Consider the following 18,389-nt stretch of genomic DNA (forward strand, 5'->3'; position numbering starts at 1 on the left):
CTTGATATGCACTGGGAATCCCCATTCCTGTTAAGAATGGGTCTGCACGGTATGTCCGCAAGGTTGCATGGCAATGACATGCATCTGCACATTTCATGCAGGCCGTCTCCGGCCCCGGTTTGGGGTTGTGCGCCCAATCCGGCAAAATGGCGGCCTCTCTCCTTCTTCCCCTTCCCGACCATGAAGATCGTCGAAGTGCGCCACCCGCTGGTGCGGCACAAGATCGGCCTGATGCGCAACGCCGCGCTCAGCACCAAGGATTTCCGCGAACTGGCCAACGAGCTGGGCACCCTGCTGGCCTACGAGGCCACCGCCGACCTGGACACCGAACCGCACACCCTGCCCGGTTGGGCCGGTCCGGTCACCGTGCAGCGCATCGCCGGTGCCAAGATCACCGTGGTGCCGATCCTGCGCGCCGGCCTGGGCATGCTCAGCGGCGTGCTGTCGCTGATCCCGGCCGCGCGCGTCAGCGTGGTCGGCCTGCAGCGCGATGAGGAAACCCTGCAGCCGGTGCCCTACTTCGAGCGCCTGACCGGCCGACTGGAAGAGCGCGATGCGCTGATCCTGGACCCGATGCTGGCCACCGGCGGCACCCTGATCGCCACCATCGACATGCTCAAGCGTGCCGGCGCCCGCCGCATCAAGGGCATCTTCCTGGTGGCCGCGCCGGAAGGCATCGAGGCGGTCAAGGCCGTGCACCCGGACGTGGAGATCTACACCGCGGCCATCGACGCCCAGCTCAACGACAAGGGCTATATCCTGCCGGGCCTGGGCGATGCCGGTGATCGCATCTTCGGTACCCGCGTCGGTTGATCCGGCGAACCGGGGTCAGAGCCCTTTCGTGCCGAAAGGGATCTGACCCCAGGCGCTACCCCAAGCGCTGTACTACAGGCCGGCTGCGGCGGCCGGGGCACGTTTCTTCACGTGGCCTTGCTGCCAGCAGGCCAATGCTCCGCGCACCCGCCACCGCTTGGAGTGTCCCCGATGAAAGCTTCATTCCTGCTGGCTGCTGTCCTGCTGGTCAGCCTGCCCCTGGCCGCCAATGCCACCACGCCGCAGCAGCAGCGCATGGCCGACTGCTCGGCCAAGAACAAGGGCCTGAAGGGTGACGCCTACAAGACCGCGCAGAGTTCCTGCCTCAGTGGCCACGCCGCCGAAGCCAAGCCGGCCAATGCGCAGCAGGAACGCATGCGCAAGTGCAACGCTGACGCGGGTGCCAAGAAGCTGGCCGGTGATGCGCGCAAGACCTTCATGAGCAGCTGCCTGAAGGCGTCGTAAGACAGTCCAGTTCAATCGAATGGGGTCAGAGCCCGTTGCACAGCAACGGGATCCGACCCCGACAGATCGCAGCCAACTGTCAGAGGCGGGGCTGCAAGCCCCGCCGACAACACCCCTCACCCCAGCGCGCGCGCCTTCAGTTCGCCCTGCTCGTGCAGGGTCACGAAACGGCCTTTGTCATCGCGCCCCAGCTGCGCCAGTGCCACCTGCGGATCGTGGGTGAAAAACAGATGCACGTTGCGCGCCAGCTTGTCCTCAAGGAACTGCCGCTTCTCGTCGATCAACAGTTCGGCGTTGCGGTCGTAGCCCATGGTGATCGGTACATGCACCCAGGAGCGGCCGGGAATCAGGTCGGCACAGAACACCACCCCGCCGTGCGCATCCTCGCCGGCGTGCGCATGGCCGACGATCTCGGCCAGCATCAACCCCGGCGTGTGACCATCGCTGTAGCTGAAGCGGACGCTGCGACCCAGTACCTTCGAGTACTCGCCGTCCACCACTTCCAGGCGGCCACTGGCCTGCAGCAGGCCAGGCAGCTCCGGAATGAAGCTGGCGCGGTCGCGCGGATGCGGCTGCATGGCGCGCTGCCAATGCTGCGCACCGACCACATAGGTCGCGTTGGGAAACAGCAGTTCCGGCTCACGCCCTTCGCTCCACGCCGCCAGCAGGCCACCGGCGTGATCAAAGTGCAGGTGGCTGAGCACCACCACGTCGATATCCTCGTGCTCGAAACCGGCCTCGCGCAGCGAATCGATCAGCACGTGCTGGCTTTCCTGCACACCGTAACGCTCGCGCATGCGCGGATCGAAAAATGCGCCGATACCGGTTTCAAACAGCACTGTCTTGCCTTCCAGCGGGCTGGCAAGCAGCGCACGGCAGGCCAGCTCGATGCGATTGAGCTCGTCCGGTGCCGCCCATTTTTCCCACAACGCACGCGGCGCGTTGCCGAACATCGCGCCGCCATCGAGGCGTTGCGAGTTTCCACGAATAGACCAGAGTTTCATGGGCTGATTATCGGCGCCGGCTCGTTAAATAATCGCTAGGAAGAAAACAGAAAACCCCGCCGTGGCGGGGCTTCAAGGTTTGCGTCCGCCGGGCATGGCCCGGCGCTACCGCCGCATCAGCGGGCCGGCACGACCTGGGCGCTGCCGACCGGGTTGCGCGGGTCGCTGCCGCCGAACAGTCTATTGGCCTTGCGGTCCCATTCCACGGTCTGCAGGTTGCCCCACACGTGGCTGGAACCGCGGCCGCCGGCGGCGACGTTGCCCGGCAGGTCGATCTTGTGGCCCATCGCCTGCAGCTGCTTCACCGTCGCCGCGTCGAACGCATCGTCCTCGGCTTCGATCAGGTCCGGCAGCCACTGGTGGTGGTAACGCGGCAGCGCGGCAACCTGCTGCGCATCCAGCCCGGCGTCGTAGCCGAGGATGCCCAGCAGCACCATGGTGATGATGCGACTGCCACCCGGGGTGCCCAGCACCACCACCTTGTCGGCATTCTCCATGAAGGTCGGCGTCATCGAACTGAGCATGCGCTTGCCCGGCTTCGGTGCATTGGCCTCGTAGCCCATCACACCGAACGCATTGGGCGTGCCCGGCTTCAGCGCGAAGTCGTCCATCTCGTTGTTCAGCAGCACGCCGGTGCCCTTCGGAATCAGCCCCGAGCCGTACAGCAGGTTGACGGTCTGGGTGGCGCCGACACGGTTGCCGTCGCGGTCGATGATCGAGAAGTGCGTGGTCTCGTCGTCTTCCAGCGGGGTCGGATTGCCCGACAGCAGGTCGCTGGGCGTAGCCTTCTCCGGATGGATGGTGGCGCGCAGGCCCTGTGCGTAATCCTTGCTGGTCAGCACCTTCTGCGGGATCTGCACGAAGTCCGGATCGCCGAGGAAGAAGGTGCGATCGCGGTAGGCACGGCGCATCGACTCCACCACAAGGTGGGTGCGGTGCGCCGGGTCCATCTTGTTGATGTCCCAGCCTTCCAGGATCTGCAGCATGCTGGCCAGCGCGATGCCACCGGACGACGGCGGCGGCGCAGTGGTGATCTTCCAGCCGTTGTAGTTGAACACGATCGGCTCGCGCTGCTTCACGCGGTAGCCGGCCAGCTCTTCAGCGGTCCACTTGCCGCCAGCCTGCTTCACCCCGGCCAGCAGCAGTTTTCCGGTCTGGCCCTTGTAGAAGCCATCAAAGCCACCCGCGGCCAGGCGCTCCAGCGTCTGCGCCAGTTCCGGCTGCTTGAACAGGTCACCGGTGGCGATCGGCTTGCCGTTGCGCAGGTAAACCTCGCGCGTGCCGGGATAGCGCTCCATCACCTCACGACGCGAGGCATAGCCCTTGGCCATGCGGTCGTACACCGGGAAACCTTCGCGCGCGATGCGGATGGCTGGCTGCAGCGAGGCCGACAGCGGCAGCTTGCCATGCTTGGCCGACAATTCGACCAGCGCTGCAGGCAGGCCCGGAATACCGGCCGACCAGGCACCGTTGACCGAGCGGTCACGGTCGAGGTTGCCCTGCTTGTCGAGGAAGGCCTGCGGCGTTGCAGCGGCCGGCGCGGTCTCGCGCGCGTCCAGCATCACGTCCTTGCCGGTGGCCGCGTCATGCAGCAGGAAGAAGCCGCCACCGCCCAGGCCGGAGCTGATCGGCTCGACCACCGCCAGCGTGGACGACACTGCCACCGCGGCGTCGAAGGCGTTGCCGCCCTGCGCCAGGATGTCGATGCCGGCCTGCGTCGCCAGCGCGTGCCCACTGGCAATGGCCGCGCCATCGGGGCGCTCGGCACGGGCCGGGCTGTCGGCCCAGGCAATCGGGCTCAGCAGCAGGCCGAGCAGCAACAGGGGGCGGACGATCAGCGTCTTCATTCGGATGGGGGCTCCGCATAGAGTTCGGGGTGATCGTGCTGCAGCTGGCGCAGCTTGGCCAGCAGCTGGTCTTCCGTTTCCACGATCTCCGGGTCCGGATCGATGCACTCGACCGGGCAGACGACCACGCACTGTGGCTCGTCGAAATGACCCACGCATTCGGTGCAGCGCGCAGGGTCGATCACGTAGATGGTTTCACCCATCGCAATGGCCTGGTTCGGGCAGGCCGGCTCGCATACGTCGCAGTTGACGCAGAGCTCGTTGATTTTCAGCGACACGGCGATACTCCTCGCCCGCGCCCTGGGACAAAGGACCGGCCAGCGCGGGCGCGCGGGCCGGTCAGGTCATCAGCGACGCCCCTGCGGAGCGCCGCCCGGGCCATGCCGGAACATGGCCGCCATGGCTCGGTATTACTTGGCTTCGACGAAAATGTACTCGGCACCGGTCGGCTGGATGGCAGCCTGCACGCGGGCGTTGTCGGCCGACTGGCCGATGAAGACGACGCGCACGCCCTTCATCGAATCCGGCGACACGTCCTTGAACACGGCCTGGATCATGTCAGCCATCTTGCCCGAGGCCGACGAACCGAAGGCCAGCATGTTGCCCGGCTGCACGCCACGGGCCACGGCCTGGGTCGCGCTCTCGGTCTGGCGCTCGTACTTGGACTGGAAGTCCGGGTCCGATTCCGGCGAGAGGTAGTACAGGAACGGGCTGTTGGTGATGTTGCCCATGTTCTGGATGGCCACTTCCTGCAGGTACTTCTTCCAGCCTGCATCGTCATCCTTGGCCGGGGCGACCAGGGCCTGCTTGGCCTCGTCGACCGGAGCGGCCTCTTCCTTCTTGCAGGCGGTGAAGGCCAGGGCCAACGAAGCGATCAGCATCGCGCGCATGGTGGTGTTCATGGGTTTCCTCCCGGAATGGTGCGTGGTGTTGTACGTAATGGGGTGCGGGTACAGCGGGGCTTACGACTGTGCCGCCTTCGCTTCGCGGACCTTGCGCAGGGCTTCGAGCACCGCGGCCGGCACGAAGCCGGACACGTCGCCGCCCAGGCGCGCGATCTCGCGGACCAGCGAGGACGAAATGAAGCTGTGCTGCTCGGCCGGGGTCAGGAACAGGGTCTCGACCTCGGGGATCAGGTGTCGGTTCATGCTGGCCATCTGGAACTCGTACTCGAAATCGGACACCGCGCGCAGGCCGCGCAGCAGCACCCCGCCCTGGACCGAACGTACGAAATGGGCCAGCAGGGTGTCGAAGCCGATGACCTCGACGTTGCCATGGTGGCCGAGTGCGCCACGCGCCAGCTGAACGCGCTGTTCCAGCGGCAGCGCCGGGCCCTTGGACGGGCTCTGCGCCACGCCCACCACGACCTTCTCAAACAGCGGCGCGGCCCGGCTGACCAGGTCGATATGACCATTGGTGATCGGGTCGAACGTGCCGGGGTAGACGGCGATGCGGCGGTTGGCCACGGTCATGGGCGGATGCAGATGTTCAGATGAAGTCAAAGTGTAGCAGCGGCGCGGCGGTACAGGGCAAAGCGCACCTCACGGGTGCCGCCCTCGCGGTGCAGCAGCCAGTCCGGCGGCAGCACCGGCACGTGGCCGGCCGGCGATTCCAGGTACAGCCAGGCATCGGCGGCCAGGTGCCGCGGCAGCTGGGCCAGTACGTCCTGCCACAGGCCATCGGCGAACGGCGGATCGATGAACACCAGATCGGCCTGCTGCGCCGGCGCGTCCTGCAGCCAGCGCAGGGCATCGGCCTGCACCAGGGTGACCTGTTCGGTAGCCTGCAGCTTGGCCACGGCGGCGGTCAGATTGCGCCCCAGCTGAGCATCACGCTCGACCAGGGTGGCGTGGGCGGCACCGCGCGACACCGCTTCCAGGCCCAGCGCGCCGCTGCCTGCGAACAGATCCAGCACCCGTGCACCGCCCAGCTTGGGCATCAGCCAGTTGAACAGGGTCTCGCGCACGCGGTCGCTGCTGGGCCGAAGCCCGGGCAGGGACGGCACCGGCAAGCGGGTGTTGCGCCAGCGCCCGCCGATGATGCGGACCTGGCCGTCGTTGCCCGCACGGCCGCTCACAGGCGCCCCCGGCGGGGTTCATTCGAGAATTTCAGCATGAGCGGGATTGTAGTCGTCCGGGCGGCGCCCGGGGACGCGCCAACGCATGCGCGCTGTCGCTCCCACGCTTCGCTGCGCGAAACGCGGGCCCCACTTACCAGCTTCCACACCCCCGCCGCTTCGCGGCCGCCCCCTGACTCAGGGGGCTCCACCCCAGACGCGATCCAATGCTCGACATACAGGCAGGGTCAGATCCGTTTTCCTGCGGAAAACGGATCTGACCCCAGTTTTATTTCGATATCGGACAGATGTGTCGACCAAGGTCGACACCTACCAACAGCCGCGTGAACCTGTCAGAGGCGGGGCGGTGTGGGTTGGCAGGACCGTTGGCGCCATGGGCCCGAGGCATGCCTCGGGCGGGTTGGGCAGGACGCCCAACCCCGGTCTTGCTGAGTGCGCAGGACAGCGCACACGAGCAAGGCGCCATCGAGCCCCCATGGGTGAGGGCGCTTTGCTTGCGAAGCACCGCTTCGCAAGCGCCCGAACGCACAGCCGCCAGCGGCTGGGCCGGCCCCCGGAGGGGGGTTTACGGCGTGTCCTGCCCACCCACACCGCCCCGCCATCCCACGGATAGCCCGCTGTTGCTGTTGCATCGGCCTCTGCAGGTGCAGGGCTGCAAGCCCTGCCCGACCAACCCCTTGATTTCGGGACAATCATCCCTACCCCTTGGCGAGGCCGCACGCGCTGGCGCGGCATTGCACATGGAGCCCTATCGATGACCGAGACCACCCAGACCGAAACCCTTGGCTTCCAGACCGAAGTCAAGCAGCTGCTGCAGCTGATGATCCACTCGCTGTACTCCAACAAGGAGATCTTCCTGCGCGAGCTGGTCTCCAACGCCGCCGATGCCGCCGACAAGCTGCGCTTCGAGGCCCTGACCCAGCCTGCCCTGCTGGAAGGCGACAGCGAGCTGCGCGTGCGCGTCAGCTTCGACGCCGCCGCCCATACCATCACCATCGAAGACAACGGCATCGGCATGAGCCGCGCCGAAGCCATCGCCCACCTGGGCACGATTGCAAAATCCGGCACCGGTGACTTCCTGCGCCAGCTGTCCGGCGACCAGAAGAAGGATTCGCAGCTGATCGGCCAGTTCGGCGTCGGCTTCTACAGCGCCTTCATCGTCGCCGACGAAGTGGAAGTGACCTCGCGCCGTGCCGGCCTGGCTGCAGGCGAAGGCGTGCGCTGGACCTCGCGTGGCGAAGGCGATTTCGAAGTGGCCACCGTCGACAAGGCCGAGCGCGGCACCCGCATCGTGCTGCACCTGAAGGACGGCGAGCACGACTTCGCCGATGGCTGGCGCCTGCGCAGCATCCTGAAGAAGTACTCGGACCATATCGGCCTGCCGATCCAGATGCCGAAGGAAGGCGGCGAAGAAGGCGCCGCCATCGAGTGGGAGACCGTCAACCGCGCCAGCGCGCTGTGGACCCGCCCGCGCACCGAGATCAGCGACGCCGAGTACAACGAGTTCTACAAGCACGTGGCGCACGACCACAGCGACCCGCTGGCGTGGAGCCACAACAAGGTCGAAGGCAAGCTGGAGTACACCTCGCTGCTGTACGTGCCCGGCCGCGCGCCGTTCGACCTGTACCACCGTGACGCGCCGAAGGGGCTGAAGCTGTACGTGCAGCGCGTGTTCGTGATGGACCAGGCCGAGCAGTTCCTGCCGCTGTACCTGCGCTTCATCAAGGGCGTGGTCGATTCCAACGACCTGTCGCTGAACGTCTCGCGCGAGATCCTGCAGTCCGGTCCGGTCATCGACTCGATGAAGGCCGCGCTGACCAAGCGCTCGCTGGACATGCTGGAGAAGCTGGCCACCGACAAGCCTGAGCAGTACGCCACGTTCTGGAAGGAATTCGGCCAGGTGCTGAAGGAAGGCCCGGCCGAGGACTACAACAACCGCGAGAAGGTGGCCGGGCTGCTGCGCTTCGCCTCCACCCGTGGCGACGCCGATGCGCAGGCCGTGTCGCTGGCCGATTACATCGGCCGCATGGCCGAAGGCCAGGACAAGATCTATTACCTGACCGGTGAGAGCTATAGCCAGGTGCGCAACAGCCCGCACCTGGAAGTGTTCCGCAAGAAGGGCGTGGAAGTGCTGCTGCTGACCGACCGCATCGACGAGTGGCTGATGGGCTACCTGACCGATTTCGACGGCAAGGGCTTCGTCGACATCGCCCGCGGCGACCTCGACCTGGGCGCGCTGGAAAGCGAGGCCGACAAGCAGGAACAGGAAGCGGCCGCCAAGGACAAGCAGGGTCTGGTCGAGCGCCTGAAGACGGTGCTGGGCGACGACGTGGCCGAGGTGCGCGTGTCGCACCGCCTGACCGATTCGCCGGCGGTGCTGGCCATCGGCGAACAGGACCTGGGGCTGCAGATGCGCCAGATCCTGGAAGCCAGCGGGCAGAAGGTGCCCGAAAGCAAGCCGGTGCTGGAGATCAACCCGGGTCACCCGCTGATCGCCAAGCTGGACGCCGAAGGCGATGGCGCACGTTTCGACGACCTCGGCCGGGTGCTGTTCGACCAGGCCGCACTGGCTGCCGGTGACAGCCTGAAGGACCCGGGCGCGTACGTGGCACGCCTGAACAAGCTGCTGCTGGAGCTGTCGGCCTGATCGACCCGGTAGCGCCGGGCATGGCCCGGCGCTACCGGGTGCTGGTGGATGCCAACCTTGGTGACGCGCTTTTGTAGAGTCGAGCCATGCTCGACTGCTCCATGAGTGCCAACCAAGGTTGGCACCTACCGAGGCGGGTCGGGCGTGCCAACCAAGGTTGGCACCTGCCGAGGCGGGTTGCTCAGGCTTCGCGATCCAGCAGTGAGCCCAGCATCTGGTCCTGCCGCCGGATCACTGCGGCGTTGGCAGCGAAAGCCACCACTTCGGCCTTGGCCGCCAGCAGATCACCCAGTGGCGCGCCCGGATCGGAGCCGGTGGTGGCCACCGCCGTCTCCACTCCGCCCTGCTCCACCGCACTGCGCTGCAGTTGCAGGCGCTCGGCATCCGGGGTCGCCAGATTGGCCACGTTGTGCGCGGCCACCTGAACACCCTGCTGGGCCGCGCGCATGCCGCTGAGTGCCGTTCCCATCACGTTGTTCATGGCGGTCTCCGGGCCGCACTGCGCAGCCCTCCGGACCGGTTAACGGCCGGCGGGCCGCGACCTTGAGTCCACATCGGCCGGACAGGCCCGAGTGGTAGCATATCCATCTGATTTCAGCGCCTTTTGCCAATGCTCAGTTTTTTCCGCCGCAAGAAGCCCCAGGATGCCCCCGCAACGGAGGCTCCCAAGACCCAGCACTACTCGGCTGAAGAGCTGGCGGCGGCGTTCCCGTCGGCCGCACCGGTCGAGGACAAAGAACCAGCACCGGTAGTCGTACCGGTCGAGCCTGCGCCGGTCGAGCCGGCCCCAGCAGCCGTCGCTCCAGTCGCTGTCGAGCCCACTCCGGTGATTCAGGCTCCAGCCACTCCGGTTCCGGCAGCTCCGATGGTGATCGACGTCGCTCCCATCGCACCCGCGGCCATCGAACCGGCACCGGCGCCTGAATCCACTCCGGCACCGGCCGCCGACGACCTGCCAGCCGCCGCTTCGGTCGACGCCGTTCCGGCGCCGGCCGGTAAGCCCGGCTGGCGCGAACGCCTGCGCAACAGCGTCATCGCACGCAGCTTCGGCGGCCTGTTCTCGCGCAACCCCAAGCTCGACGACGACCTGCTGGACGAGCTGGAAACCGCACTGATCACCGCCGACGTCGGCGTGGGCGCCACCACCGACCTGGTCGAAGGCCTGCGCAAGCGCATGAAGTCGCGCGAGTTCGCTGATGCCAATGCGCTGCTGGCCGCGCTGCGCGCCGAGCTGATCGCGATCCTGCAGCCGGTGGCCAAGCCGCTGGTGATCGACCGCAACGCCAAGCCGTTCGTGGTGCTCACCGTCGGCGTCAACGGCGTCGGCAAGACCACCACCATCGGCAAGCTGGCCAAGCGCTTCAAGGATGACGGCCACAGCCTGATGCTGGCCGCCGGCGACACCTTCCGTGCCGCTGCCGTGGCCCAGCTGCAGGCCTGGGGCGAGCGCAACGGCGTGGCCGTGGTCGCCCAGGGGCAGAACGCCGATGCCGCTTCGGTGGCATTCGACGCACTGCAGGCCGGCAAGGCCCGCGGCACCTCGGTGCTGATCGCCGATACCGCCGGCCGCCTGCACACCCAGTCCGGTCTGATGAACGAGCTGGGCAAGATCCGCCGCGTGCTCGGCAAGATCGATCCCACCGCCCCGCACGAAGTGCTGATGGTGATCGACGGCACCACCGGCCAGAACGCGCTGTCGCAGCTGCGCCAGTTCAATGCTGCGGTGAACGTGACCGGCCTGGTGGTGACCAAGCTGGACGGCACTGCCAAGGGCGGCGTGGTGTTCGCGCTGGCCCGCGAGTTCGGCATTCCGATCCGCTTTGCCGGCATCGGCGAGCGCCCGGAAGACCTGCGCGTGTTCGATCCGGAAGCCTTCGTCGACGCCCTGCTGCCTGAAGCTTTGGGCGCCTGATACACCGTGCAGCCACCGCACTCTGGTGCGGCCACCCATGGGGTGGCTCTACAAGGGTGAACCCACGGGTGGCTGCCTCTCTGGAACATCGATGCCCCGCCAGCCGCACGCCAGCGCCGACACCGCCCAGCAAGACGACTTCGTCGCCCGCATGCTGCACTGGTTCGACGACCACGGCCGCCACGACCTGCCCTGGCAGCACCCGCGCAGCCCGTACCGGGTCTGGCTGTCGGAAATCATGCTGCAGCAGACCCAGGTGGCCACGGTCATCCCGTATTTCCAGCGTTTCCTGCAGCACTTCCCGACCCTGCCCGACCTCGCCGCCGCCAGCAACGACGCGGTGATGGCGCAGTGGGCCGGGCTCGGCTACTACGCCCGCGCACGCAACCTGCATGCCGCTGCAAAGCGCTGCGTGGAACTGCACGACGGCGACCTGCCGCGCGATTTCGATGCACTGCACGCCCTGCCCGGCATCGGCCGCAGCACTGCCGGCGCGATCCTCAGCCAGGCCTGGAACGACCCGTTCGCGATCCTCGACGGCAACGTCAAGCGCGTGCTCAGCCGCTACCACGGCATCGACGGCTTCCCCGGCCTGCCGGCCATCGAGAAGCAGTTGTGGGCCATCGCCGAGGCGCACGTGGCACACGTGCCGGAAGGGCGCATGGCCGACTACACCCAGGCGCAGATGGACCTGGGCGCCACCGTGTGCAGCCGGGCCAAACCCGCCTGCGTCATCTGCCCGCTGCAGGACCAGTGCGTGGCACGCCGTGAAGGCCGCACCACTGATCTGCCCACGCCCAAGCCCAGCAAGACGCTGCCCGAACGCGAAGCGGTCGCCCTGCTGCTGCGCGACGCCCAGCAGCGCGTGCTGCTGCAGAAGCGGCCGGACACCGGCATCTGGGCGCAGCTGTGGACGCTGCCGCAGGCCGAGGCGGGCAGTGACCTGCAGGACTGGTTCGACACGCATGTCGACGGCTCGCTGGAAGATGCCGACGAACTGCCGGTGTTGCAGCACACCTTCAGCCACTACAAGCTGCATCTGCAGGTATTGTCACGGCAGGTACACGGACTGCGCGTGGAAGAACCCACGCTGCGCTGGGTGGCTGTCGACGAACTGCCCGCGCTGGGCCTTCCGGCGCCGATCCGCAAACTGCTCGACGGCGCCACGATCAAGACGCCGAAACGAACCTCCAAGAAATCCCGCAACCACGAGTGAGTGCCATGCCCCGAACCGTCTTCTGCCAGTACGAACAACGCGATGCCGAGGGCCTGGACTTCGTGCCCTACCCCGGTGAGCTGGGCCAGCGCATCTTCAACAACATCGGCAAGCAGGCCTGGGCCGCGTGGCTGGTGCACCAGACCATGCTGATCAACGAGAACCGGCTGTCGCCGCGCACGCCGGAGCATCGCGCGTTCCTGGAAGGCGAACTGGTCAAGTTCCTGTTCGAGAAGGACGCGGAAAAGCCGGCTGGCTTCGTGCCGGAAGCCTGACCCACAGGGAGTGCCGGCCGCTGGCCGGCAACCTGGCATCTGTGCGATGCCGGCCAGCGGCCGGCACAACCGCTATTTCGTGGCTTCCTCGCGCTCCTGCACCTGCGCCTGGCGCAGCTCCTGCTCGGAGGCGCGCAGTGCCTTCACGTCCAGCTTGCGGATGCTGTCGATGAAGCACGGCATGCGCGGGCCGCCGGTGGGGTCGCGCACAAGCACCTTGTCAAAGCGCGCCGAGACACGGTTCATCTGGCTGGTCAGGCCGATGGCGGTGGCATACGGCAGGTCCTGGCAGGGGCCTCTCAACTCCAGCAGATAAGCCTCGCTGGGCCGGGTCCACACCGCCAGCGCGCTGTCACCCAGTTCGGTCCAGCCATTAAGGCTGCCGAAGAACTGCATGTCATTCTGTGGCGCGCCCGCATGGGCGCGGTACAGGGCCAGTTTTTCAGTGCTGCTGATCCGACCGGTGGTGGCACAGGCGGCCAGGGCCAGGCAGAGGCCGGCCAGCAGAAGCGGGGTCTTCATGGCGATCTCCTCGGGGAACTGCCGCCATCATGCGCCTTGCCTGGCAACGCCGGCGCGACGACCGGCAGCCCCATTCAGCCGCTGGTCGGCGGCTGCCCTGGTCGACCAAGGTCGGCCTCTATCAAAGCGGGCCCGGAACGCCGGATTCCGGTAGACGCCAACCTTGGTTGGCGCTTGCCCTGCAGGAGCAGCCGACCAAGGTCGGCTTCCACCAAAGCGGGCCCAGCGCCTCAGACGTCGGCGTGGGCCAGCGCGTGCAGGCGCCCTTCGCGCAACTCCAGCACCCGGTCCAGGCGACGCGCCAGGCTCCGGTCGTGGGTGACCAGCACCAGGCTGGTGTGCCGTGCGCGGTTGAGCTCAAGCATCAGCTCGAACACGGTGCCGGCGGTGCGGTCATCCAGGTTGCCGGTCGGCTCGTCACCCAGCACGCAGGCCGGATGATTGACCAGTGCACGAGCTACGGCGGCGCGCTGGCGCTCACCACCGGACAGTTCGCCTGGCTTGTGATCGAGGCGGTGGCCGAGGCCGACCGCTTCCAGCAGCGTGGTGGCGCGGCTGCTCGCCTCGGCCACCGCGGTGCCGGCCAGCAGCACCGGCATCATCACGTTTTCCAGCGCGGTGAACTCCGGCAGCAGGTGATGGAACTGGTAGACGAAGCCCAGTGCCTGGTTGCGCAGCAGGCCTCGCGCGGTGTCCGACAGCGCCGACATGCGCTGGCCGGTCACGTAGACCTCGCCGGCGGTCGGAATGTCCAGGCCGCCCAGCAGGTGCAGCAGCGTGCTCTTGCCGGCGCCGGAGGCACCGATGATCGCCACCGTTTCGCCGGCGGTCACGGTCAGGTCCAGGCCATCGAACACCGGGGTCTGCATGCGCCCTTCGGCGTAGGTCTTGCCCAGTGCTTCGGCGCGGATCACTTCATCGCCGCGGTTGAAGACCTTATTCATAACGCAGGGCCTCCGCCGGCTGGGTGCGTGCCGCCCGCCAGGCAGGGTACAGGGTGGCCAGGAAGCTCATCAGCAGTGCGACCACGGTAATCGCCACCACGTCGCCGGTCTGCATGTCGGTCGGCAGGCCGGTGATGTAGTAGACATCCTCCGGCATCAGCTTGACGTTGAACACGCTCTCGATGGCGCCGAGGATGCGCTCCAGGTTGAGGGTCAGGGTGATGCCACCGATCAGGCCGGCAAGCGTGCCGAAGATGCCGATCAGCGAGCCCTGCACCATGAACACCTGCATCACCCCGCCCGGGGTCAGGCCGAGGGTGCGCAGGATGGCGATGTCGGCCTGCTTGTCGGTCACCAGCATCACCTGCGAGGAGACCAGGTTGAAGGCGCCCATGGCGATGATCAGCGACAGCAGGATGCCCATCACCACCTTCTCCATGCGCAGCGAGTGGTAGAGGTTGGCATTCTGCTGGGTCCAGTCGCTCACCCGGTAGGCACCACCGAGGTTCTGCGCCAGATCCACGCCCACTTCCAGCGAGCGGTCCATGTCGTGCAGTTTCAGGCGCACGCCGGTGGCGCCGTCGCTGCGCAGTACGCGCTCCAGGTCCTGCATGTTGGCGAAGCCCACGCCACGGTCGACTTCGTTGTAACCGGCCTCGAAGATGCCGCTGACGGTGAAGCGTTTCATCCGTGGCACCGCGCCGGCAGGCGTGCCCTGCACTTCTGCAAAGGTCACCAGCACCTGGTCGCCGACGTCCACGCCCAGCCAGATCGCCAGCTCCTTGCCCAGCAGCACGTTGAAGCTGCCCGGCTTGAGGCTGTCATAGCTGCCCTTGGCGATCTTCTTGTCGATCACCGACACCTTCGGTTCCAGCGCCGGATCGATGCCTTGGATGATCGCGCCCTGCACGCGCGGGCCGCTGATCATCGACTGGATCTCGATGTACGGCGCGGCACCGGCCACGCGCGGATCCTTGTTGGCCACGTCGACCACCCGCATCCAGTCCGGCATCGGCTCGCCGTCGCGGCTGATGGTGGTGTGCGCGGTCATCTGCAGCAGGCGGCTGCGGATTTCCTTCTGGAAACCGCTCATCACCGCCAGGGTGGTGATCAGCACCGTGACGCCGAGCGCGATGCCCAGGATCGATGCCATCGAGATGAAGGAGATGAAGCCGTTGCGGCGCTTGGCGCGCAGGTAGCGCAGGCCGATGGCCACGGGGATGGGTTTGAACATGCAGGCACGCCGGTCAATTCAGCTTATGGTGCCATCGACCGGGGCCGACGGGAAACGCTGCGTGCGGCGACGGCCAGTCGCAGTTCACGTCGCTGCCCGGAATCGAGCACATCCGGCCAGAACAGCAGGCGCCGGCGGCGCCGATCCTCACGCCAGAGCAGCAGCAGCCAGGGGCCGCGCACCACCATTTGCGGCGCCGCCACCTCCTTCCCCGCCACCTGCAGCGGTTCGGCTGGCGCCGGCAGAAGCACCTGCACACGTGGCCTGCGCTGTCGCCAGGCCAGTTCGGTCACGCCGATGGCCCAGGCCAGCAGTACCGCGGGCATCAGCAGGCGCGGCGGCAGGTCCGATGCGCGCAGCAGCCAGGGGGCGGCCAGCAGCACCGCCAGCTGGGCCGCGGCCTGCAGCCGTGAGGGCCGCCACTCAAGGCTTGAGGGCGAGGATCTTCTGCATGAGGGGGATTGCGTGCGCATGCGGGCAGGCCTCATAGCCCATGAACCAGCGCCACAACCTATCGTCCTCGCAGTCGAGCAGGAACAGGAAAACCTCGCGCTCTTCTGTCGGCGCAGCGCTCCATTCGTGGTCGAGGTAACGGCCGAACAGCTGGTCCAGCTCGCGCATGCCGCGGCGGCAGCGCCAGCGCAGCTTCTTCAGCAGAACGTCTTCTTCCATCGTGTTTCTCCAGATACAGCAAAGCCACGCATGGCGTGGCTCTACTGAGGTGGTGCAGCCACGCGTGGCGTGGCTCTACCCGGTACAGCCGGACCGTATCAGGCGCGGCGTTCCATCATCAGCTTCTTGATTTCGGCGATCGCCAACGCCGGGTTCAGGCCCTTCGGGCAGGTCCGGGCGCAGTTCATGATGGTGTGGCAGCGGTACAGCTTGAACGGATCTTCCAGATCGTCCAGGCGCGCACCGGTGTCCTCATCGCGCGAGTCGATGATCCAGCGGTAGGCCTGCAGCAGGATCGCCGGGCCGAGGTAACGCTCGCCGTTCCACCAGTAGCTCGGGCAGCTGGTCGAGCAGCAGGCGCACAGGATGCACTCGTACAGGCCGTCCAGCTTCTTGCGGTCTTCCGGCGACTGCAGGCGCTCGCGGTCCGGCGGTGCCGGGGTCTGGGTGCGGATCCACGGCTTGATCGAGGCGTACTGCGCGTAGAAGTGGGTCAGGTCCGGAACCAGATCCTTGACCACGTTCATGTGCGGCAGCGGGTAGATCGGCACTTCCTTCTTGCCGCAGTCCGAGATGGCTCGGGTGCAGGCCAGGGTGTTGGTGCCGTCGATGTTCATCGCGCACGAACCACAGATACCTTCGCGGCAGGAGCGGCGGAAGGTCAGCGTCGGATCAATCTCGTTCTTGATCTTGATCAGGGCGTCCAGGACCATCGGGCCACAGGCGTCCAGATCGACTTCATAGGTGTCGGTGCGCGGGTTGCTGTCGTCGTCCGGACTCCAGCGGTAGATCTTGAAGGTGCGCACGTTCTTGCCGCCGTTCTTGACGGGGAAGTGCTTGCCCTTCGTGATCTTGGAATTCTTGGGGAGTGAAAACTCGGCCATGGCTGCTCTCGTTGGCTCAGGCGGCCCGCGCCCGTGGGCGCGGATTGCATGGTAGGCGGGGTCGGATCAGTACACGCGCGGCTTCGGCGGCACCACGGACACGTCGTCGGTCAACGTGTACATGTGCACCGGACGGTAGTCGAAGCTGCACTTGCCCTTCTCGTCGACGCTGACCAGGGTGTGCTTCTGCCAGTTGACGTCGTCGCGGTCCGGATAGTCCTCGTGCGCATGCGCGCCGCGGCTTTCCTTGCGCTGTTCGGCCGAGTTGATCGTCGCCACCGCGTTGAGCAGCAGGTTGTTCAGCTCGTAGGTCTCGATCAGGTCCGAGTTCCAGACCAGCGAACGGTCGGAGACCTTCACGTCCTGGAACGAGTCGAAGATCTTGTCCATCTTCTCGCAGCCTTCCTTCAGCGTCTGGCTGGTGCGGAAGACGGCCGCGTCGGCCTGCATGGTGCGCTGCATGCGATCGCGGATGACCGAGGTCGGGGTATCGCCGTTGGCGTGGCGCAGCTTGTCCAGCAGGCCCAGCGCCTTGTCGCAGGCATCGGCCGGCAGCGGCTTGTGCGAAGCGCCCGGCTTGATGGTCTCGGCGCAGCGGTTGGCCACCGCACGACCGAACACCACCAGGTCCAGCAGCGAGTTCGAACCCAGGCGGTTGGCGCCGTGCACGGACACGCAGGCCGCTTCACCGATGGCGTACAGCCCCGGCACCACGGCATTGTCGTTGTCGCCGACCTTCTGCACCACTTCGCCGTGGTAGTTGGTCGGGATGCCGCCCATGTTGTAGTGCACGGTCGGGATGACCGGGATCGGCTGCTTGTGCACGTCGACGCCGGCGAAGATGCGGGCGCTCTCGGCGATGCCCGGCAGCTTCTCGTCGATCACGCCCGGGCCGAGGTGGGTCAGGTCGAGCAGGATGTGGTCCTTGTGCTCGCCGACGCCGCGGCCTTCGCGGATCTCGATGGTCATCGAACGACTGACCACGTCGCGCGAGGCCAGGTCCTTGTAATGCGGCGCGTAGCGCTCCATGAAGCGCTCGCCGCTGCTGTTGCGCAGGATGCCACCTTCACCGCGGACACCCTCGGTGATCAGGCAACCGGCGCCGTAGATGCCGGTCGGGTGGAACTGCACGAACTCCATGTCCTGCATGGCGATGCCGGCACGCATGGCCAGGCCGCCACCGTCGCCGGTGCAGGTGTGCGCCGAGGTGGCGCTGAAGTAGGCACGGCCGTAGCCGCCGGTAGCCAGCACCACGCCCTGGGCGCGGAACAGGTGCAGAGTGCCGTCGGACATGTCCAGGGCCAGCACACCGCGGCACGCGCCCTCATCGTCAAAGATCAGGTCGAGTGCGAAGTACTCGATCATGAAGCGCGCGTCGTGCTTCAGCGACTGCTGGTACAGGGTGTGCAGCATCGCGTGGCCGGTACGGTCGGCCGCCGCGCAGGTACGCTGCGCCGCCGGGCCTTCGCCGTACTTGGTGGTCATGCCACCGAACGGGCGCTGGTAGATCTTGCCTTCGGCGGTGCGCGAGAACGGCACGCCGTAGTGCTCGAGCTCGATGATGGCCGGGATGGCCTCACGGCACATGTATTCGATGGCGTCCTGGTCGCCCAGCCAGTCCGACCCCTTGATGGTGTCGAAGAAGTGGTAGCGCCAGTCGTCCTCGCCCATGTTGGCGAGTGCGGCCGAGATACCGCCCTGGGCGGCAACGGTGTGCGAGCGGGTCGGGAAGACCTTGGTCAGGCACACGGTCTGCAGGCCCTTGGCGGCCAGGCCGAACGTGGCGCGCAGGCCGGCACCGCCGGCGCCGACCACGACCATGTCGTACTTGTGTTCGGTGATCTTGTAAGCGGACATCTAATCTGGATTCCTGTGTA

General features: G+C 66.8%; 20 protein-coding genes. 6 read left to right on the plus strand and 14 right to left on the minus strand.

Translation table 11 applies throughout. The annotated features are described in order from the left end of the window. Window positions 1-180 precede the first annotated feature (180 nt). Together upp and ACZK0Z_RS14250 are read left to right on the plus strand one after the other, a co-directional pair. Window positions 181-813, plus strand: a complete 633-nt coding sequence (gene upp, locus ACZK0Z_RS14245) for a uracil phosphoribosyltransferase (RefSeq protein ID WP_197620661.1) — start codon at window positions 181-183, stop codon at window positions 811-813. 171 nt (window positions 814-984) lie between these two features. Further along, complete coding sequence (locus tag ACZK0Z_RS14250; RefSeq protein ID WP_012479780.1) at window positions 985-1,278, plus strand: PsiF family protein; 294 nt, start codon at window positions 985-987, stop codon at window positions 1,276-1,278. A gap of 116 nt (window positions 1,279-1,394) precedes the next feature. Here ACZK0Z_RS14250 and ACZK0Z_RS14255 read toward each other — a convergent pair whose 3' ends face one another. The 6 genes from ACZK0Z_RS14255 to rsmD all read right to left on the minus strand — a co-directional run bounded on the left by ACZK0Z_RS14255 (window position 1,395) and on the right by rsmD (window position 6,206). Further along, window positions 1,395-2,282: an MBL fold metallo-hydrolase gene (locus ACZK0Z_RS14255; RefSeq protein WP_005412984.1), complete on the minus strand. Its 888-nt coding sequence runs from the start codon at window positions 2,280-2,282 to the stop codon at window positions 1,395-1,397. Between the two features lie 116 nt (window positions 2,283-2,398). Continuing rightward, window positions 2,399-4,129: a gamma-glutamyltransferase gene (ggt, locus tag ACZK0Z_RS14260; RefSeq protein WP_049429084.1), complete on the minus strand. Its 1,731-nt coding sequence runs from the start codon at window positions 4,127-4,129 to the stop codon at window positions 2,399-2,401. Further along, window positions 4,126-4,407, minus strand: coding sequence for a YfhL family 4Fe-4S dicluster ferredoxin (locus ACZK0Z_RS14265; protein ID WP_004153175.1), 282 nt, complete (start codon window positions 4,405-4,407; stop codon window positions 4,126-4,128). Before ACZK0Z_RS14265 ends, ggt begins: the two co-directional genes overlap by 4 nt. Window positions 4,408-4,539: 132 nt before the next feature. Next, window positions 4,540-5,031, minus strand: coding sequence for a hypothetical protein (locus tag ACZK0Z_RS14270; RefSeq protein WP_197633690.1), 492 nt, complete (start codon window positions 5,029-5,031; stop codon window positions 4,540-4,542). Between the two features lie 60 nt (window positions 5,032-5,091). Continuing rightward, window positions 5,092-5,601 carry a pantetheine-phosphate adenylyltransferase gene (gene coaD, locus ACZK0Z_RS14275; protein ID WP_005409091.1) on the minus strand — a complete coding sequence of 170 codons (510 nt, stop codon included), beginning with the start codon at window positions 5,599-5,601 and terminating at the stop codon, window positions 5,092-5,094. 26 nt (window positions 5,602-5,627) lie between these two features. Then, window positions 5,628-6,206, minus strand: a complete 579-nt coding sequence (rsmD, locus tag ACZK0Z_RS14280; RefSeq protein ID WP_197633689.1) for a 16S rRNA (guanine(966)-N(2))-methyltransferase RsmD — start codon at window positions 6,204-6,206, stop codon at window positions 5,628-5,630. Window positions 6,207-6,960: 754 nt separating this feature from the next. On the opposite strand from rsmD, the gene htpG reads away from it, so the two are divergent. After that, window positions 6,961-8,853: a molecular chaperone HtpG gene (gene htpG / locus ACZK0Z_RS14285; protein WP_197633688.1), complete on the plus strand. Its 1,893-nt coding sequence runs from the start codon at window positions 6,961-6,963 to the stop codon at window positions 8,851-8,853. Between the two features lie 181 nt (window positions 8,854-9,034). Here the strand turns inward: htpG and ACZK0Z_RS14290 are convergent, their stop codons facing one another. After that, window positions 9,035-9,334: a hypothetical protein gene (locus ACZK0Z_RS14290; protein ID WP_197633520.1), complete on the minus strand. Its 300-nt coding sequence runs from the start codon at window positions 9,332-9,334 to the stop codon at window positions 9,035-9,037. 129 nt (window positions 9,335-9,463) lie between these two features. On the opposite strand from ACZK0Z_RS14290, the gene ftsY reads away from it, so the two are divergent. The 3 genes from ftsY (at window position 9,464) to ACZK0Z_RS14305 (ending at window position 12,256) form a co-directional block, all read left to right on the plus strand. Next, window positions 9,464-10,765 (plus strand): signal recognition particle-docking protein FtsY, encoded by a 1,302-nt coding sequence (gene ftsY / locus ACZK0Z_RS14295; RefSeq protein ID WP_049427985.1) that lies wholly within the window; start codon window positions 9,464-9,466, stop codon window positions 10,763-10,765. Between the two features lie 91 nt (window positions 10,766-10,856). Then, complete coding sequence (gene mutY / locus ACZK0Z_RS14300; RefSeq protein ID WP_100443616.1) at window positions 10,857-11,981, plus strand: A/G-specific adenine glycosylase; 1,125 nt, start codon at window positions 10,857-10,859, stop codon at window positions 11,979-11,981. Window positions 11,982-11,986: 5 nt separating this feature from the next. After that, complete coding sequence (locus tag ACZK0Z_RS14305; protein WP_049427989.1) at window positions 11,987-12,256, plus strand: oxidative damage protection protein; 270 nt, start codon at window positions 11,987-11,989, stop codon at window positions 12,254-12,256. 72 nt (window positions 12,257-12,328) lie between these two features. Here the strand turns inward: ACZK0Z_RS14305 and ACZK0Z_RS14310 are convergent, their stop codons facing one another. From ACZK0Z_RS14310 to sdhA, 7 genes are all read right to left on the minus strand, one after another. Then, window positions 12,329-12,778 carry a DUF6491 family protein gene (locus ACZK0Z_RS14310; RefSeq protein WP_100443617.1) on the minus strand — a complete coding sequence of 150 codons (450 nt, stop codon included), beginning with the start codon at window positions 12,776-12,778 and terminating at the stop codon, window positions 12,329-12,331. 230 nt (window positions 12,779-13,008) lie between these two features. Further along, window positions 13,009-13,722: a lipoprotein-releasing ABC transporter ATP-binding protein LolD gene (gene lolD, locus ACZK0Z_RS14315; protein ID WP_014036806.1), complete on the minus strand. Its 714-nt coding sequence runs from the start codon at window positions 13,720-13,722 to the stop codon at window positions 13,009-13,011. Then, entirely contained in the window at window positions 13,715-14,956 is a 1,242-nt protein-coding gene (locus ACZK0Z_RS14320) for a lipoprotein-releasing ABC transporter permease subunit (protein WP_459004313.1), read from the minus strand. Before ACZK0Z_RS14320 ends, lolD begins: the two co-directional genes overlap by 8 nt. Before the next feature lie 23 nt (window positions 14,957-14,979). Then, window positions 14,980-15,429, minus strand: a complete 450-nt coding sequence (locus ACZK0Z_RS14325; RefSeq protein ID WP_100443618.1) for a hypothetical protein — start codon at window positions 15,427-15,429, stop codon at window positions 14,980-14,982. Beyond that, window positions 15,380-15,628: an FAD assembly factor SdhE gene (locus ACZK0Z_RS14330; protein ID WP_049429307.1), complete on the minus strand. Its 249-nt coding sequence runs from the start codon at window positions 15,626-15,628 to the stop codon at window positions 15,380-15,382. The genes ACZK0Z_RS14325 and ACZK0Z_RS14330 overlap by 50 nt, the downstream gene beginning before the upstream one ends. 98 nt (window positions 15,629-15,726) lie before the next feature. Beyond that, window positions 15,727-16,512, minus strand: a complete 786-nt coding sequence (locus tag ACZK0Z_RS14335; RefSeq protein WP_005409079.1) for a succinate dehydrogenase iron-sulfur subunit — start codon at window positions 16,510-16,512, stop codon at window positions 15,727-15,729. 66 nt (window positions 16,513-16,578) lie between these two features. Continuing rightward, a complete protein-coding gene (sdhA, locus tag ACZK0Z_RS14340; protein ID WP_049429308.1) occupies window positions 16,579-18,369 on the minus strand; it encodes a succinate dehydrogenase flavoprotein subunit in 1,791 nt (596 codons plus the stop codon). Window positions 18,370-18,389: the final 20 nt, after the last annotated feature.

This window comes from Stenotrophomonas sp. 116085_Sma (assembly GCF_056479585.1).

Coding starts and splice junctions, on each gene's coding strand:
- upp (WP_197620661.1), top strand. CDS start 181: ATGAAGATCGTCGAAGTGCGCCACCCGCTGGTGCGGCACAAGATCGGC.
- ACZK0Z_RS14250 (WP_012479780.1), top strand. CDS start 985: ATGAAAGCTTCATTCCTGCTGGCTGCTGTCCTGCTGGTCAGCCTGCCC.
- ACZK0Z_RS14255 (WP_005412984.1), bottom strand. CDS start 2,282: ATGAAACTCTGGTCTATTCGTGGAAACTCGCAACGCCTCGATGGCGGC.
- ggt (WP_049429084.1), bottom strand. CDS start 4,129: ATGAAGACGCTGATCGTCCGCCCCCTGTTGCTGCTCGGCCTGCTGCTG.
- ACZK0Z_RS14270 (WP_197633690.1), bottom strand. CDS start 5,031: ATGAACACCACCATGCGCGCGATGCTGATCGCTTCGTTGGCCCTGGCC.
- coaD (WP_005409091.1), bottom strand. CDS start 5,601: ATGACCGTGGCCAACCGCCGCATCGCCGTCTACCCCGGCACGTTCGAC.
- htpG (WP_197633688.1), top strand. CDS start 6,961: ATGACCGAGACCACCCAGACCGAAACCCTTGGCTTCCAGACCGAAGTC.
- ACZK0Z_RS14290 (WP_197633520.1), bottom strand. CDS start 9,334: ATGAACAACGTGATGGGAACGGCACTCAGCGGCATGCGCGCGGCCCAG.
- ftsY (WP_049427985.1), top strand. CDS start 9,464: ATGCTCAGTTTTTTCCGCCGCAAGAAGCCCCAGGATGCCCCCGCAACG.
- mutY (WP_100443616.1), top strand. CDS start 10,857: ATGCCCCGCCAGCCGCACGCCAGCGCCGACACCGCCCAGCAAGACGAC.
- ACZK0Z_RS14305 (WP_049427989.1), top strand. CDS start 11,987: ATGCCCCGAACCGTCTTCTGCCAGTACGAACAACGCGATGCCGAGGGC.
- ACZK0Z_RS14310 (WP_100443617.1), bottom strand. CDS start 12,778: ATGAAGACCCCGCTTCTGCTGGCCGGCCTCTGCCTGGCCCTGGCCGCC.
- lolD (WP_014036806.1), bottom strand. CDS start 13,722: ATGAATAAGGTCTTCAACCGCGGCGATGAAGTGATCCGCGCCGAAGCA.
- ACZK0Z_RS14320 (WP_459004313.1), bottom strand. CDS start 14,956: ATGTTCAAACCCATCCCCGTGGCCATCGGCCTGCGCTACCTGCGCGCC.
- ACZK0Z_RS14325 (WP_100443618.1), bottom strand. CDS start 15,429: ATGCGCACGCAATCCCCCTCATGCAGAAGATCCTCGCCCTCAAGCCTT.
- ACZK0Z_RS14330 (WP_049429307.1), bottom strand. CDS start 15,628: ATGGAAGAAGACGTTCTGCTGAAGAAGCTGCGCTGGCGCTGCCGCCGC.
- ACZK0Z_RS14335 (WP_005409079.1), bottom strand. CDS start 16,512: ATGGCCGAGTTTTCACTCCCCAAGAATTCCAAGATCACGAAGGGCAAG.
- sdhA (WP_049429308.1), bottom strand. CDS start 18,369: ATGTCCGCTTACAAGATCACCGAACACAAGTACGACATGGTCGTGGTC.